Annotated in this window: 14 protein-coding genes, 1 other RNA gene and 1 pseudogene; 15 read left to right on the top strand and 1 reads right to left on the bottom strand. The window is 48.0% G+C overall.

Annotated features, from left to right (window positions below; genetic code table 11):
* Positions 1–33: 33 nt before the first annotated feature.
* Entirely contained in the window at positions 34–447 is a 414-nt protein-coding gene (locus tag BUA56_RS10080; protein ID WP_072851272.1) for a MerR family transcriptional regulator, read from the bottom strand.
* A gap of 414 nt (positions 448–861) precedes the next feature.
* Here BUA56_RS10080 and BUA56_RS10075 point away from each other — a divergent pair, with 414 nt between their 5' ends.
* The 15 genes and pseudogenes from BUA56_RS10075 to BUA56_RS23320 form a co-directional block, all read left to right on the top strand.
* Positions 862–1,431, top strand: a complete 570-nt coding sequence (locus BUA56_RS10075) for a manganese efflux pump MntP (RefSeq protein ID WP_072851271.1) — start codon at positions 862–864, stop codon at positions 1,429–1,431.
* Positions 1,432–1,544: 113 nt separating this feature from the next.
* On the top strand, positions 1,545–2,234 hold the full coding sequence (locus BUA56_RS10070) for a Crp/Fnr family transcriptional regulator (RefSeq protein WP_072851270.1): 690 nt from the start codon (positions 1,545–1,547) through the stop codon (positions 2,232–2,234).
* A 54-nt stretch (positions 2,235–2,288) separates the two neighbouring features.
* On the top strand, positions 2,289–3,305 hold the full coding sequence (gene asrA, locus BUA56_RS10065; protein ID WP_072851269.1) for an anaerobic sulfite reductase subunit AsrA: 1,017 nt from the start codon (positions 2,289–2,291) through the stop codon (positions 3,303–3,305).
* Positions 3,298–4,086: an anaerobic sulfite reductase subunit AsrB gene (gene asrB, locus BUA56_RS10060; RefSeq protein WP_072851268.1), complete on the top strand. Its 789-nt coding sequence runs from the start codon at positions 3,298–3,300 to the stop codon at positions 4,084–4,086. Before asrA ends, asrB begins: the two co-directional genes overlap by 8 nt.
* 12 nt (positions 4,087–4,098) lie before the next feature.
* Positions 4,099–5,064 (top strand): sulfite reductase subunit C, encoded by a 966-nt coding sequence (asrC, locus tag BUA56_RS10055; RefSeq protein WP_072851267.1) that lies wholly within the window; start codon positions 4,099–4,101, stop codon positions 5,062–5,064.
* A 203-nt stretch (positions 5,065–5,267) separates the two neighbouring features.
* Positions 5,268–6,896, top strand: a complete 1,629-nt coding sequence (gene ptsP / locus BUA56_RS10050) for a phosphoenolpyruvate--protein phosphotransferase (protein WP_072851266.1) — start codon at positions 5,268–5,270, stop codon at positions 6,894–6,896.
* Positions 6,897–6,993: 97 nt separating this feature from the next.
* Positions 6,994–10,284 carry a DEAD/DEAH box helicase gene (locus BUA56_RS10045; protein WP_072851265.1) on the top strand — a complete coding sequence of 1,097 codons (3,291 nt, stop codon included), beginning with the start codon at positions 6,994–6,996 and terminating at the stop codon, positions 10,282–10,284.
* Positions 10,285–10,288: 4 nt separating this feature from the next.
* A complete protein-coding gene (locus BUA56_RS10040; protein WP_072851264.1) occupies positions 10,289–10,996 on the top strand; it encodes a DNA alkylation repair protein in 708 nt (235 codons plus the stop codon).
* Positions 10,997–11,351: 355 nt separating this feature from the next.
* Entirely contained in the window at positions 11,352–12,248 is an 897-nt protein-coding gene (locus BUA56_RS10035) for a DMT family transporter (RefSeq protein ID WP_072851263.1), read from the top strand.
* A 136-nt stretch (positions 12,249–12,384) separates the two neighbouring features.
* Positions 12,385–12,687 (top strand): thioredoxin, encoded by a 303-nt coding sequence (gene trxA, locus BUA56_RS10030; protein WP_072851262.1) that lies wholly within the window; start codon positions 12,385–12,387, stop codon positions 12,685–12,687.
* An 85-nt stretch (positions 12,688–12,772) separates the two neighbouring features.
* The gene (locus BUA56_RS10025; RefSeq protein WP_072851261.1) at positions 12,773–13,444 is read left to right on the top strand and encodes a Crp/Fnr family transcriptional regulator; all 672 of its coding nucleotides are present in this window, start codon (positions 12,773–12,775) and stop codon (positions 13,442–13,444) included.
* A 38-nt stretch (positions 13,445–13,482) separates the two neighbouring features.
* Positions 13,483–14,115, top strand: coding sequence for a hypothetical protein (locus BUA56_RS10020; RefSeq protein ID WP_072851260.1), 633 nt, complete (start codon positions 13,483–13,485; stop codon positions 14,113–14,115).
* The gene (locus BUA56_RS10015; RefSeq protein ID WP_341443414.1) at positions 14,102–14,719 is read left to right on the top strand and encodes a YdcF family protein; all 618 of its coding nucleotides are present in this window, start codon (positions 14,102–14,104) and stop codon (positions 14,717–14,719) included. Before BUA56_RS10020 ends, BUA56_RS10015 begins: the two co-directional genes overlap by 14 nt.
* Before the next feature lie 35 nt (positions 14,720–14,754).
* Positions 14,755–15,101, top strand: an RNA gene (gene rnpB / locus BUA56_RS10010) — RNase P RNA component class A.
* Positions 15,102–15,238: 137 nt separating this feature from the next.
* A pseudogene (locus tag BUA56_RS23320) lies at positions 15,239–15,440 on the top strand (IS1182 family transposase); the annotation flags it as partial.

The raw sequence follows: 15,440 nt of genomic DNA, 5'->3' as shown, positions 1-15,440 counted from the left end.
CTGTGGGTCTCAGACTTTTTTCTGTGCTTTGTCCTATCCTGCAGCTTCTTCGCCCTTCCTCGCTGCTTTCATATCCAGAAGTTTCTTTTCCACACGCATCAGTCCCTGCTCATAATGTTCGATTTTCAGATTCAGCCGATCCAGGGAGGCCTGCATATCGCGCATACGTTCCAGAAGCTGGTCTCTTTGTTCCGTTAACAATGTCTTTCTTGCCTCCAGCGTGGAATCTCCCTTCTGAAAAAGACTTACGTATTCGATCAGGGCGTCAATCTGGACCCCCGACTTTCGCATGCACTTCATAAGCTCGATCCAGGCGCAGGATTCTTCGCCATAATCCCGGATGCCGCTTTTCGTCCTGGGAACAGGGGGGATCAGACCGATCCGCTCATAATAGCGAAGGGTGTCCGCCGACAGTCCGAATTTTTTGCTTACTTCTGTTATCGTCATAGGGAATCTCTCCTTTTTACCTAAGCGTTTGGCTTTTTATTTGTATCATACCATCTGAAGGCGGGGGCAGGTCAAGTAAGTTTGGAAAAACAGGTAAATTTTTCTTGAAATCCCTGCCCCTTAATGATAAAATGTTAACAATTCGTGAGGGAGTAATTGGCGTGGATACGTGGTAAGTCAACATACTGGCCGTGACGGCCTGGCTTATCTTAAATAATGAGACTCATGTATGGTGCCCACTGTACATGCGTCTTTTTTTATTACTCTGAAAAGTTCTTTGAATTTTCTGTGCAATAAAAAGCTCTCTGGGCTGGACGCGCTGCTGCAAAATCTTCCCCATCGTGTGGGAATATCATGCAAAAGCAGAAAAGGGCAGTTGCGGCACACTAGTAGGATAATACAGGAGGATGGAACATGGGAATTATGGAATTGTTTTTGCTGGCAGTAGGATTGTCTATGGATGCCTTTGCGGTGTCCGTCTGTAAGGGGCTGGCCATGCAGAAGATTACAGTAAAAAGGGCCGGGATCGTAGGGCTGTGGTTCGGGGGATTTCAGGCGCTGATGCCTTTGCTGGGATATGTGCTGGGAGTGCAGTTTAAGGAAAAGATCACTGCAGTGGATCACTGGATTGCATTTGTGCTTCTGGCTTTAATAGGAGGGAATATGGTAAGGGAAGCCCTGTCCGGGGAATGCGCAGAGTGCGGTGATACCGATGCATCCCTGGATGTAAAGACAATGTTTCTTTTGGCAGTGGCTACCAGTGTCGACGCTCTGGCCGTAGGCATTACCTTTGCGTTTCTTGAGGTGCACATCATCCGGGCAATTTCCTTCATAGGCATTGTGACGTTTGTCCTCTCGGCGGTTGGTGTGAAAGTCGGAAATATTTTCGGGACCAGGTATAAAGCAAAGGCAGAGCTGGCCGGCGGAGTCATACTCATACTCATCGGTGCAAAGATTCTGCTGGAACATCTGGGATTCCTGTAAGAAAAAAGAAAAAGTTGGGATAATGTGATAAACGTCACCGAACATAAGCATTGGATCCGTTATAATTACTGATGTAAGAAGCGGGACAGGAAAGGGAAGTTGGAGTGTACCGTATGAGGGATATTGTAAGAAATGAAGTGAAGAAGCTAAAGATTTTCCAGGAGGTTCCGGAAAGTTTGATCCAGACAATACTGAACCAGGCACAGATAGTTGACTATGAAAAAAAGGAAATGATATACCGTGCAAAGGAATCAGTGGGATTTGTCTATATTGTGCTGGACGGAGAGGCCGTAGTCTATAATATTACAAAGCACGGCAACCGCAAGGTCATTTTCATCCTGGGGAAGGGCAGCCTTCTCAATTACAATATCATAAGCAAAACCCAGGCGTCGGTCTTCTGTGAGGCGGCAAGTGGGCTGACGGTGCTGAAAATCCCTCAGACCCTGTTTGTTAAAATGATGGAACAGGAACCTGCCTGGATGTGCGCAGTTATGAGAGAATATGAGCGGTACATCTGGCGGCTGAGCCATCAGCTGAAAAATACCACAGGCAATATGTATCTGGAGCGGAAGATTGCAGCGAAGCTGTGGAAGCTGGGCAGAGATTTCGGCGTGCAGACTTCAGCGGGTGTGAAGATCGACATAGAGATGACTATGAATCTTATGGCAGATCTGGTGGGAGCCCCCAGGGAAAATGTCTCAAGGGCATGTAAAAACCTTAGCAACCAGGATTTGATTGTTTATAAAAACAAACATTTCTGGATTCCGGATCCTGAGGAGCTGGCCGGATTTTATAAGGCCTAATCATGGGTCACAGATACAGGCAGAGATGGCTGATATTCAGAAAGGATGGAAACAATGGGTACGTTATTGCAGAGAGAGACAGCAGATGCATTGTTAGAGCGGCTGCTGGAAACTTACCGGGTTTATGCCCCCAAGGTATTTCCTATGGAAGGGTGCTTCTCCGACACGGACAGTATCCGGTACGGAGAGATTCAGGGATGGGACGAGATTGTATGGGATAAAAAGTCAGACTACAGCTTTAAAGAAGTGCTGCTTCCCATCTCCCAGACAATTCTTTATTTCACAGAAGATGAGATGAAGGTCCCAAAAGAGGAAGAGAAAGGTAATCTGATTCTTGTAAGGAGCTGTGATCTTCACAGTGTCAGGCGTCTGGATGAGATCTATTTGAAAAATGGCGCGGAGGATTATTATTATAAAAGGAAAAGGGAGAATACCAGGTTTATCCTCATGGGTTGTCCGGAGTCCTTTGACTCCTGCATCTGTGTGTCTATGGGAACCAACAAAAGCACAGACTATGATGCCTATCTTAAGATGGATAAGCAGGGGGTTTACCTGGAGTGCCAAGATGAGGAACTGGGCAAAATCCTCAAAGCATTTCAGGGTAAAGAAACGGAACTTCCCGTAGAATATGTGACAAAGAACCCGGTTCAGACCGAGATTCCGGAAGACTTGCCGGAAGGAATCCAGAACCACGCAATGTGGAAAGAGTATGCCGGCAGATGCATCGGCTGCGGCCGCTGCAATTTTGTCTGTCCTACCTGTACCTGTTTTACCATGCAGGATATTTTTTACAAGGACAATGACCGGGCAGGAGAGAGACGCAGAGTATGGGCTTCCTGCCAGGTGGACGGCTATACAGATATTGCAGGAAACATCAGCTTCCGGCAGGACCAGGGCCAGAGAATGCGCTTCAAGGTATTACATAAAGTATATGACTATAAGAAAAGATTCGGATATCACATGTGCGTGGGCTGCGGCCGCTGTGAGGATGTATGTCCGGAATATATCTCTTATCTGGCCTGTCTTCAGAAATTAGGCCGGGCGGCAAAGGAGGGACAGGACAATGAGTAATGAATATATCCCTTTTTTATCTCAGATTAAAGAGGTACAGAAACATACAGAGATTGAATACAGCTTTCGTATGTCTTATGTGGGTGACGTACAGCCGGGGCAGTTTTTCGAGGTCTCCATCCCGAAGTTCGGGGAGGCGCCTATCTCAGTGAGCGGAATCGGGGAAGGCGACGTAGAGCTTACCATCCGTAAGGTGGGTAAGGTAACGAATGAAATATTCGAGAACCGTGTGGGCCAGAGTCTGTTTATGAGAGGGCCCTACGGCAACGGTTTCTCCCTGGATCTCTACCGGGGAAAAGAGCTGATAATCGTGGCCGGAGGCACCGGGGTTTCACCGGTCAAAGGGGTGATAGACTATTTCGGAGAGCACAGGGAAGAGGTGAAAAGCCTCTCGGTCATTGCCGGCTTTAAATCCCCCGGGGACATTCTGTTCAAGGACAGCATAAAGCGGTGGGAAAAACAGATGAATCTCACGGTGACGGTAGATCATGCAGATGATCCGGGCTGGAAGACAGGGCTTGTGACTGCATATATTCCGGAGATTCCCATAGAGAATCTTAAGGATGCAGCGGCAATTGTGGTAGGACCTCCTGTAATGATGAAATTTTCAGTGGCAGAATTGCTGAAACGGGGAATAAAGGAAGAACAAATTTGGATCTCACAGGAGAGAAAAATGTGCTGCGGACTTGGAAAATGCGGCCACTGCAAGATGGATGACACATATATCTGTCTGGACGGGCCGGTGTTTAACTATACAAAGGGAAAGAAATTATTCGATTAGGAGGCAGACCGTATGGATATCAATACGAAAAAAGTGAAAAAGAATGCCTTCCGTATTTCAAAAGAAAGAGGGATCACAGCTTCCAGAGTGCGGGTTCCCGGAGGAAAATGCAGCGCAGAAGTATTAGGCGTGGTCAAGGATATTGCAGAGACCTATGGAAACGGAAGTGTACATCTGACTACCAGACAGGGGTTTGAGATTGAGGGAATCTCCCTGGAGGATATGGATAAGGTAAATGAAATGCTGCAGCCCGTGATTGAAAATCTGGGAATCAACCAGGAGATACCCGGCACCGGTTACCCGGCTTCCGGAACAAGAAATGTTTCTGCCTGTATCGGAAACCGTGTCTGTCCCTTTGGAAATTATAATACGGCGGCATTTGCAAAGCGCATCGAGGATGCTATCTTTCCCAATGATCTTCATTTTAAGATAGCCTTGACCGGCTGTCCTAATGACTGCATTAAGGCAAGGATGCATGATTTCGGAATCATCGGCATGACCATGCCCCAGTATGATCCCGGCCGCTGTGTGAACTGCGGGGCCTGTGAAAAAGGCTGCGATCAGCTTTCGGTGAACGCTCTTCGCCGGGAAAATTATAAGGTGGTGCGCAGCGAAGAGAAATGTGTGGGCTGCGGGGTGTGCATTACCAAATGTCCCACCAGGGCATTTACCAGAAGCAGACAGAAATATTACCGTCTTACCATCATGGGCAGAACAGGAAAGAGGAATCCCCGGTTGGGAGAGGACTTCCTGGTGTGGGCGGATGAAGATACAATCGTTAAAGTAATCCTGAATACCTATGGGTTTGTGAAAGAATACATTGACCCCAATGCGCCCGGGGGGAAGGAGCATGTAGGTTATATTATCGACCGGGTAGGCTTTGCCGAATATAAAAAATGGGCGCTGGACGGCGTAAGGCTGCTCCCTGAGACTATTGTAAAGGACCATGTTTACTGGAGCGGTGTTCACTACAGGTAACACTGGCAATAACAAGCAAAAACAGCAAGGCGGATATTGAGCTGCTACGGCGGTAATATCCGCCTTTTTGCTTTCCTTTGCTAAAAGGTGCTGACTGTCACATCCGCTTTTTGGAGGGCAGCGTGACTGGAAGTGATTTACAATGAAAGAAAATGGCGGTATCATTATCATATGTAAAAATTCCAGCCGGAAGGGAGTACCTAATGGAAATTATCAAAGGAAAAAGTGCATTCGCAGCCATTGCTGTGGGAAAAATTGCAGTTTATAAGAAAGAAGACCAGCCGATAAAAAAAAGGCGCACCGAGGATCCGGAGGGGGAAATCGCCCGTTTCCGGAAGGCAAAGGAAGAGGCAGCTGACCAGCTTCAGAAGCTGTATGAGAAGGCGCTGAGGGAAGTGGGGGAGGCCGGCGCCATGATCTTTAAAGCGCACCAGATGATGCTGGATGATGGAGAGTATCAGGATTGTGTTCAGCATATGATTCAGACCCGGAAGGTGAATGCGGAGTACGCAGTGGGGACTGCCGGAGAACATTTTGCGAATATATTTGCCGCTATGGATGACGCTTATATGAAGGAGAGAGCAGCGGATATAAAGGATATCTCAGAGCGGGTAATCCGAAATCTCATCGGAAAGGGAAGGCAGGACAGGGACTTTACGGGCCCGGTGATCGTCGTGGCAGATGATCTGGCGCCCAGTGAAACCGTACAGCTGGACAAAGATAAGGTACTTGCTTTTGTCACCAGCCGGGGCTCTGTCTACTCGCATACGGCAATCCTGGCCAGAACCATGAATATTCCCGCTATTGTCAATACAGGTATCGATCTGGAACAGGATCTGGACGGAAAAGAGGCGGCTGTGGATGGGGTTCGGGGAATCCTATATCTGGATCCCACTTTAGAGGTGCTGGAGGAAATGAAAAAGCGCCGGGAAGAAGAACAGCAGAAAAAAGAACTTCTCCTGGAACTAAGGGGAAAGGAAACTGTTACCCTGGATGGAAAAAGGATAAAGCTGTATGCTAATATCGGAAGTGTTTCTGACATTGCGGGTGTACTAAAGAATGATGCCTCGGGGATAGGTCTTTTCAGAAGTGAATTTCTCTATCTGGAGAAGAAGGACTATCCGACAGAAGATGAGCAGCTTGCTGCATATAAGACCGTTCTGGAAAATATGGGGGGCAAGAAGGTGATTATCCGAACGCTGGATATCGGAGCGGATAAGCAGATTGACTATTTCCATATGGAGAAAGAGGAAAATCCCGCTATGGGCTGCCGGGCTATCCGGATCTGCCTGGAAAGAAAAGACATTTTCAAAACGCAGCTGCGTGCTCTGTACCGGGCCTCTGCTTTTGGCAATCTTTCTATTATGTTCCCTATGATTATTTCTGTGAAAGAGGTGGACGAGATCCTTGAGATTGTGGAAGAGGTAAAAAATGAGCTGAGGGAAGAAGGAATTGCTATGGGGGAGGCGGAATTGGGGATTATGATTGAGACTCCTGCAGCCGTTATGGTAAGCGATGAGCTGGCAAAAAAGGTTGACTTTTTCAGCATCGGAACCAACGATCTCACGCAGTATACCCTGGCCATAGACCGCGGGAATGCCAAGCTGGACAGATATTATGACGCCCATCATCCTGCGGTGCTGCGGATGATCCAGATGACAGTGGAGAATGCTCACAAACATGGAATCCGTGCGGGAATCTGCGGAGAGCTTGCCTCAGATATGGAGCTGACGGAGACATTTCTTGCCATGGGGGTTGATGAATTATCCGTAGCTCCCTCCTATATTCTGGGACTCAGAAAGAAGATACGGGAGATAAAAATAAAAGCATAGGCAGTGACGGCATTCCTTTTTCATTGTTTTTTCAGCGGAAATCAGTATAATAGAGGTATGCAGTCTGTACCCGCATCTGCTGAAAGGAAGAGTGAGCATGGCAATTACGTTAAAAGCGATCCGGCAGGAATCTTACCCTGCCTCCTATACAAGGGGTAATACTCTATATACGAATCAACAGGTGATCACCTGCCGTTCCTGTGAATGGGAGGGGGAGGGGGTCTCTACAGTAAAGGCAGAAGTTCTGGGAAAAGATGAGGAGCTTTACAGGGTAGAGCTTACTGTGGACGAGGCCAATGACAAGATTACAGATTACAGCTGTGAATGTGAAGACAGCCTGATTCACGAAGGGATGTGCAGCCATTGCGTGGCCGCGGCCCTGCACTATTGGAGGGAGTCTATCCTTCAGGAACAGAAGCAAAAGGATATCCTCGGTCAGGCGCCGGGGGAGCTGCCGGCAGTCTCCGGGGCCAGGGTGTCGTCTCCGGAGATTACAAGCTTAATTTACCGCTATTCTATGAGAGAAAAGGCCAGGTATTTTCAACCGTCTGTGGCGGGAAAGGTTGAGCTGGAGCCGGTGCTTAAGAAGTATTCCCAGACGTGGAGGCTGACATTCCGCATCGGCATGGACTATAAATATGCACTGAAAAATATCGGAGACTTTCTGGAAGCAGTGGAAAATGGGGAAAAGATAACTTACGGAAAAAAGCTGTCCTTTATACATGAGAGAAGTGCCTTTACCCCTCAGGCACGGGAGTTCATTTCCTTTTTGGAGATGGCATATAAAGACAGAGAAGAGCTCAGAACAGAAACTTATTACTATTCCAGAGAAAGATACAAGCGTAATCCCCAGGAGCTGAATCTCACGGAAAGAGAGGCGGCAGAGTTTTTTCTGCTGATGAGGGGAAAGAGATGCCGCTTTTCGGACAGCACTGAGAGCGGCGGTGAGCTGTCAGTTATTGAGGGAAATCCCCCTCTTGTAATTGAAATTACCGCCCGGGACGACGGGTGCTGTATGGTACTTCCCCGGCTTGAGGTACTCTCCTCGGATGAATCCCTGTTTGTACGGATGGGGGAAGCTGTGTACTGCTGTTCAGAGGACTTTGCCAGGGATATGAAAGAGGTGTGCCGGTATGGGAACTGGAGGGAGTGCGCTCATCTGGAAATTGCGGTGAAAGATATGAATGCATTCTGCAGTACCATATATCCCATGCTCAGGGAGCATGCAGAGGTGAAACTCCACGGGGATATCGGCGCCTATATGCCCGAAGAGGTGCAGATACGCATCTATCTGGATCTGGAAAGGGAGAAGCTTACCTGCCGCCTGGAGTCAGAATACGGGGATAAGAGCTTTAATATGCTGGGGACTTTTTCTGTGGAAGACATGTACAGGGACATTGCCAGAGAAAGCCGGGCCGTCTATACTGCAAGGGCATATTTTGACAATACCGGGGATAAGAAAGTTCTTACCCTCCCGGTAAACCAGGACGACAGAGTCTACCAGCTTCTTGCCACAGGGATGGATCAGCTGCGTCAGACGGGGGAGGTATTTGTATCCGAAAACCTGAAAAAGCTGTCTGTCCGCAGAGCCCCCAAGGTCACAGTGGGCATTACCCTGAGCGGGGATCTTTTAGAGCTTACCCTATCCTCGGAAAAACTTCCGTTTGAGGAGCTGGAGGCGCTGCTGCAGAGCTACCGCCAGAGGAAGAAGTATTACCGGCTTAAGGACGGTGATTTTTTCCGTCTGGAGGATAATTCTGTGAGCGCTCTGGCTGAGATTATGGAGGGTCTTTCCCTTGCCAGCAGGGATCTGGAAGCGGGAAGCTGCAGGATACCCAGATTTCGGGCATTTTATCTGGACCAGGTCTTCAGGGAGGCGAAGGAAGGCATTGAGATACAGAGAAGCCAATCCTTTAAATCTATGATCAGAAATATGAAGTCCGCGGATGACAGTGACTTTGAGGTACCGGACCACCTGAAAGGGACTCTCCGGAATTATCAGAAGGCGGGCTACCGCTGGCTCTGTACCCTGGAGGCTATGGGCTTCGGAGGGATTCTGGCAGATGATATGGGACTTGGCAAGACCATACAGATGATCGCATTTCTCTGCGCCAGGTACGAAAAGGAAGGGGATGCGGCAAAGCCTTCCCTTATTGTATGTCCGGCCTCGTTGGTGTATAACTGGGAAGGAGAGCTGGACCGTTTTGCCCCACAGCTTAGAAAAAAGGTGCTGGTGGGAGACCGGGAAGAGAGAAAAGAGATTTATGAGCATTACAGCGAATTCCAGATTCTGATTACCTCCTATGACATTTTAAAAAGGGATGCGGAGGATTACCGCAGCCTGAATTTTTACTGTGAAGTGCTGGACGAGGCACAGTATATTAAAAATCATATGACCCAGTCGGCAAAGGCGGCCAAAAGCGTGAGAGCCGGGGTGAAATTTGCACTTACCGGTACCCCCATAGAAAACCGCCTCAGTGAGCTTTGGAGTATCTTTGACTATCTGATGCCGGGAATTTTGGGGAAATATTCCGGGTTCCAGAAGGAATATGAGATACCTATTGTACACAACAGCGACAAAATTGCGGCCCGCCGCCTGCAGAAAATGATAAAACCCTTTGTGATGCGCCGTCTGAAGAAGGATGTTCTGAAGGAGCTTCCGGATAAGATTGAACATGTGGTATATTCTCGTCTTCAGGGAGAGCAGGAGAGAGTCTACGCGGCAAACGTACAGAAGCTGCTGTCACAGCTGGAACAGCCGGCTGGGGCCAGGAGCCAGGGGGAAAAGTTTCAGGTGCTTGCCCAACTCACCAGACTGCGCCAGATCTGCTGCGATCCCGGCCTGGTATACGAAGACTATAAAGGGGAGTCTGCGAAGGTGGATACCTGTATGGAACTTGTGGACAATGCCATAGAGGGGGGACATAAGGTTCTGATATTCTCTCAGTTTACCACAATGCTGGATATTCTGAAAAAGCATCTGAAAAAGAAGAGGATACCATATCATATCCTGACGGGATCTACGAAAAAGGAGGACAGGGCAGAGCTGGTAAAAGCATTTAATAAGGATGAGGTTCCGGTATTTTTAATCTCCCTGAAGGCGGGGGGGACGGGGCTGAATCTGACAGCGGCCAGCATTGTGATTCACTTTGACCCCTGGTGGAATATTGCCGCTCAGAATCAGGCCACAGACCGGACACACAGGATCGGCCAGGAGGAGAAGGTGACGGTTTTTAAGCTGATTGCAAAGAATACGGTAGAGGAGAAAATATTAAAATTGCAGGAGGATAAGAAATTGCTGTCGGATCAGATTATATCAGAGCACGGCGTCTCAGTTGCGGCTATGTCCTCAGAGGAGATCGCCGGACTGCTGAAGGAGGAGACGTAGGAATATGGAGAAAGAGAACCGGGAGTTTCACGAGTCACTGCGAAGAGAACTGGAGGATATGGCGGAGCCGGGATTCCGGGACTTTACCAGCAGACTCATGCCGGGGGTGGAAAACGTTCTGGGCGTCCGCCTGCCCAAATTGAGAAAGATTGCAAAGAAAATTGCAAAGGGCGACTGGGAGAGCTATCTCTCCAATGCCTCAGACGAATCCTATGAGGAGATTATGCTTCAGGGGATGGTAATAGGATGCTGTAAGACAGGCTTTGAACAGCGATGCTGCCAGATTCAAAGATTTGTTCCCAAGATAGATAATTGGTCCGTGTGTGACAGCTTCTGTGCAGGGCTGAAGGCGGCAAGAGAAGAGCCGGAAAAGATGTGGGACTTCCTCCAGCCTTATCTTTATGGAAGCGGAACCTATGAGATCCGGTTTGCTGTGGTTATGCTGCTGATGTACTACAGAGAGGAGGTTTATATGGATGCCGCATTTACAGCATTTGATCGCATAAAGCATGAAGATTATTATGTAAAAATGGCGGTGGCATGGGCTGTATCCATGTACTTTGCGGCGTATCCTGTGCAGACCATGGAATACCTGAAGCACTGCCGGCTGGACGACTTTACCTACCGCAGAACACTGCAGAAGATAACGGAGTCCCTACAGGTAGATCCTGAAACGAAGCATAAGGTACGAGAGATGAAAAGAGCGACCTGACAGCTGGGATAATAATTCTTATTTGAAGAAAAAATAAAAATAATTTTGCACTACCTAAAAATTTTTGTATATAATAGCAGAAATCAGTTGCTTTTTCCGGAGAAGTTTAGTGATTTTCCGAATGGATTTCTGCAGGTATAAGGGATATAATAAATACAGTTCAGAGAAAAAGAGGTGTTGCAAAATGTTTACAGTCGCTTATGTTGCAGTATTTGCTTTGCTTGCTGTGGAGTTATATCCCATTGTAAAAAAAGGAATGCAGAAATAAGATAGAGATAATAGTCAGACGGAATGGAGAGAGGACCAAAACGGACGGGTCTTTTCTCCTGTTTTATTATAGAGGGGGGATAGAGGAATGAAGAAATCGCTGATGTATGGAATCGCTGGTTCTTTCTTTTTTGCTTTTACGTTTATACTTAACCGAAGTATGAACCTGGGCGGTGGATACTGGATGTGGAGTGCGAGTCTCCGCTACTTATATACAATGCCCATACTGCTGGTGATTTTGTGGAGAAACCGTCAGCTGAAAGGAATCTGGGAGGAGATCAAAAAGCAGCCCTGGATCTGGATTCTGTGGAGCACCGTGGGATTCGGGCTTTTTTATGCACCCCTGTCTCTGGCATCAGCTTACGGGGAGTCCTGGCTGATTGCTTCCACCTGGCAGATTACCATAGTGGCAGGGGTGCTTCTCACCCCTCTGTTTGGCCATAAGATTCCGGTGAAAAATCTGGCCTTCTCTCTGTTGATTCTGGCAGGGATTTTCCTTATGCAGGGATCCCATCTGAGGGAAGCCGCTGTGAGTGATGTGCGGATGACGGTTCTGCCCATTCTGGTAGCCGCGTTTGCCTATCCTCTGGGCAACCGTAAGATGATGTCTCACTGCCCTCCGGAGATCACGGCAATGCAGAGAGTGTTTGGCATGACTCTGTGCAGCATGCCTTTTTGGCTGGCCGGCTCTGTATTTGCCTGGAGCCGGGCGGGACTGCCGGATATGGGACAGCATGCACAGTCTTTCCTGGTAGCACTTTTTTCCGGTGTAACGGCAACCTACCTGTTTTTTAAGGCTACAGATATGGTGAAACAGAATCCCCGCCGTCTGGCGCTGGTGGAGGCGACCCAGTCTGCGGAGGTGATCTTTACCCTTCTGGGAGGGATTCTGCTGCTGGGGGACGCACTTCCCTCAGGGCTGGGATTTGGGGGAATCACTCTGATACTGGCAGGGATGATTGCGAACAGCCTTATAACCCGGTAAATTGCTTGGAAGGCCTGGAAGATGACAAACCTCCGCGTGAGAGTAATGGCGGAATCCCGGACTGTGACTTACTCACAGAAAAAGGGAAAAAAGAGTGGTAGAATACAGCCATAAGATAAACAAGGAGGTAATCATTATGAAGATAACAACTAATAATTTTGATACAGAAGTAATGCACAGTGACAGGAAGGTATTGCTGGATTTCTATGCTGACTGGTGCGGACCCTGCAAGATGCTGGCCCCGGTGCTTCAAAATCTGGAGGGAGAGCTGCAGGATGTAAAAATCGGAAAGATCAATGTAGACGAAGAGGGAGCTCTGGCCTCCCAGTTTGGAGTTATGAGTATCCCCACTCTGGTGGTATTGGAAAACGGCAAAGAAATCACCAGAAGTGTAGGCGTCCGCTCGGAGAATGATATTCGCCGAATGGTGGGCAGATAATTGACAAGAAATGCTCAGGTTGATATGATGGAGGATACAAGAGTGAGGTGATCGGAATATCCTCGGTCCCTGGGAGGTTAATGTCATGTATCAAAAAGAACTACAAAAGGATTTTCAGGAACTGCTGCCTTTCTGGAAATCCATCAGCAGTCATTCACAGGAAACCTTAATAAATCATTCAGAGCCCGTCACTTTTCCCCCAGGTACTGCAATGCATGCAGGGGGGGAGGAGTGTTCCGGGCTGTTTCTGGTCCTTGAAGGGAGAGTCCGGGCTTACATTGTGACAGAGCAGGGAAAGGAGATTACCCTGTTTCGCCTTCTGAGCCGGGATATCTGTATTTTTTCAGCTTCCTGTATTATGAAAAATATTAGTTTTGATGTCTTTGTCTCCGCGGAGACAGAGGTAAAGGCGATAAGGATACCGGCACAGTGTTATAATGAGATAACAGACAGCGAATTGGCAGTGGCAAAGTATACCAATGAACTTTTGTCCTCCAGAATGTCCGATGTGATGTGGGTGCTGGAAGAAATTGTTTTTACCAGCTTTGATAAGAGACTGGCTCATTTTCTCCTGGAGGAGGGAGAACTGGAAGAATCCGATGTGTTAACTATCACTCATGAACAGATTGCCAATCATTTGGGAAGCGCCAGAGAAGTAGTCTCCAGAATGCTTCGGTATTTTGCAAATGAAGGGTTTGTGAAAGCAGAGAGAGGCAGTATCCGTCTTCTGGATAAAGAGGGACTGGAGGCAATCTGAGGAGCGGAAGACCGGGTGCTGCAAACGATACAGGAGAGATGACAGACAAGATGGAAGAGATAAAAAAAGAAGTATGCAGGAAAAAGTGGGAGAACTTCTGGTATTACCATAAGTTCCATGTGATTATCGGTGTTTTTGCAATTGCAGTAATTGCCGTATTCGTGAGAGATAAGGTAAAACAGATAGACTATGACTATACTGTGGCAGTTGTCACTGGGGAGGGGATTCCCCAGGATGCGATAGATGAACTGCAATCTGTCCTTGAGAACATTGCTGCTGACAGAAATAATGACAAAAAGGTACATGTGCTGATTCAGAACTATGCCATTGGGGATAAGAACGGGGAGAGCAGCAACCCGCAGATTACCATGGCAAATCAGCAGAAATTTATTGTGGATGCCCAGACAGGAACCAGTATGATCCTGATTTATACAGATGAAGTGTATGAGATGTATAAGGATCAGAGCTTGTTTGCTGTGGAAGGCGGTATACCGGTTAAAATGGAGGAGTGCTCTGCCTTCGCAGATGTGAAGGATGGGGATTCCCTGAGAAATCTGAACATATCTCTTAGGAATATAGACGAATCCCTGTGGAGCAAAGAGAAAGATCTCAAAGCCTATTATGAAGACAGCGAAAGGCTGCTGGAGAGGTTTGTGGATGGAGATAAATAAAAAGTTTTTGGATAACATTACGGATTTTATTTTTCCTGAGGATGCACCCGCCAGTGCCGATATCATCTTTATCCCGGGGGACGGCTACCCCCAGATGGCGGAGCGGGCAGCCCGGCTTTGGAAGCAGGGGTATGCTCCGCGGATACTTCCCTCGGGAAGGTACAGTGTTCTCCAGGGAAGCTTTGCTGGTGTGAAAGACAAACAGGAAGTCTATGGGGATGACTATAAAACTGAGTGGGAATTCCTCTGTCACGTACTCACCTCTCATGGCGTGCCCCGGGAGGTTATTCTGAGGGAGGAGGCAGCCACTTATACCTACGAAAATGCTATATATTCCAGGCAGGTGACAGATCATGCGGGGCTGACCATCCGAAGGGGGATTATCTGCTGCAAGTCTTTTCATGCCAGGAGGTGCAAAATGTATTACCAGCTCCTTTATCCGGAGACGGAATTTTATCTGTGTCCGGTGCAGGTACAGGGGATTGCCAGGGATACCTGGCATCAGAGCAGAGAGGGGATTGAGACTGTCCTGGGTGAGGCCGGCAGGTGTGCCGGCCAGTTCCGTGAGATACTTCTTACCGGCAAATATATAACCGGACCTTGAATTATAAGAATTTATGTGCTATGATATCTCAGGCATAAGTAGAATAAATAATCGCAGCTGGCAGGCCGAAAGGCGTCAGATGAGGAAAGTCCGGGCTTCGCAGGGCAGGATGCCGGATAACGTCCGGTGGAGGCAACTCTAAGGAAAGTGCAACAGAAATGTACCGCCAGAAAACTGGTAAGGGTGGAAGGGCAGTGTAAGAGACTACCGCCTTCCTGGTAACAGGAGGGGCATATGTAAACCCCATCCGAAGCAAGACCGAACAAAAAGCAATGTGGCTGCCCGTCACGCTTTTAGGTGGGTCGCTGGAACCTGCTGGCAACAGCAGGTCTAGATAGATGATTATTCACGACATAACCCGGCTTATCGTTTTGCTTATGCCTTATGGTACGGCGAAGGCCGTATATGCCCAAAGGGTATGTATTTGAAGGGGCTGTGAAAAAAGTCCCGTAAAAAAAGAACGCTTTCAGGTATACAAACCTGGAGGCGTTCTTCTTTTTGTGGTAAAATTAATCTACTATGAACAATAATACCGAGAAATATTATACCGCAAAACAGGGAAGGCTGCCACTGTTTTTTTCGGATTGTCTGGATCTCTGTGATCCAGTATTAGCATTTGACAGAATCATGGAGGAGATTGGAATAGAAAGATATCTTAGGCCAGAGCCCTCACATAAACTGGGCCGGCCCGGATATAATCGGGTCAACATGCTAAAGACAG

The sequence above is a fragment of the Lactonifactor longoviformis DSM 17459 genome, assembly GCF_900129135.1.
In the GTDB taxonomy this organism is placed as follows: domain Bacteria; phylum Bacillota; class Clostridia; order Lachnospirales; family Lachnospiraceae; genus Lactonifactor; species Lactonifactor longoviformis.
This window is presented reverse-complemented; position numbering and strand designations above follow the sequence as displayed.